Consider the following 936-nt stretch of genomic DNA (forward strand, 5'->3'; position numbering starts at 1 on the left):
CTACGGACCCTTTAAACCCAATAAATCCGGATAACGCTTGCACCCTCCGTATTACCGCGGCTGCTGGCACGGAGTTAGCCGGTGCTTATTCGTACAGTACCTTCAGCTACCCTCACGAGGGTAGGTTTATCCCTGTACAAAAGAAGTTTACAATCCATAGGACCGTCATCCTTCACGCGGGATGGCTGGATCAGGCTTTCACCCATTGTCCAATATTCCTCACTGCTGCCTCCCGTAGGAGTCTGGTCCGTGTCTCAGTACCAGTGTGGGGGATCTCCCTCTCAGGACCCCTAAAGATCACAGACTTGGTGAGCCGTTACCTCACCAACTATCTAATCTTGCGCGTGCCCATCTCTATCCACCGGAGTTTTCAATAATAATTGATGCCAATCATTATATTATGGGGTATTAATCTTCCTTTCGAAAGGCTATCCCCCAGATAAAGGTAGGTTGCACACGTGTTACGCACCCGTACGCCGCTCTCTCTGTCCCGAAAGACAAATACCGCTCGGCTTGCATGTGTTAGGCCTCCCGCTAGCGTTCATCCTGAGCCAGGATCAAACTCTCCATTGTATGTTTGTCTGACTCACTCAAAGTTAATTGACGCTTTAGTTTTTCCTTACTTTTTTGGTTGTTATTTGTATGTCAATGATCTCTTTTCTTTTCGCTTATATCCGGAAACTTTTTCTGTCGTTTGTTCCGAATTGCGAGTGCAAAAGTATAAACTATTTTTGAATTGACCAAATGTTTTTGAGAAAAATTTAAAACTTCTTTTTCGTAAGCTTTATCTCCTCGTAAATTAATCAGCCTAAATCTTTACTCCGCTCCCAGTTTCTCTCGATTTGGGATTGCAAAAGTATAAACTTATTTCTTAAAGACCAAATTTTTGAAGCGATTTTTTTGAAACTTTATTTTTAGCTTCCTGACCGCTCATTC

General features: G+C 43.3%; 1 rRNA gene. It reads right to left on the reverse strand.

What is annotated here, in order from left to right:
- Positions 1-573: ribosomal RNA gene (locus OK344_RS13400) — 16S ribosomal RNA — on the reverse strand; the annotation flags it as partial.
- Positions 574-936: the final 363 nt, after the last annotated feature.

Source organism: Kaistella yananensis (assembly GCF_026107505.2).
GTDB lineage: Bacteria > Bacteroidota > Bacteroidia > Flavobacteriales > Weeksellaceae > Kaistella > Kaistella yananensis.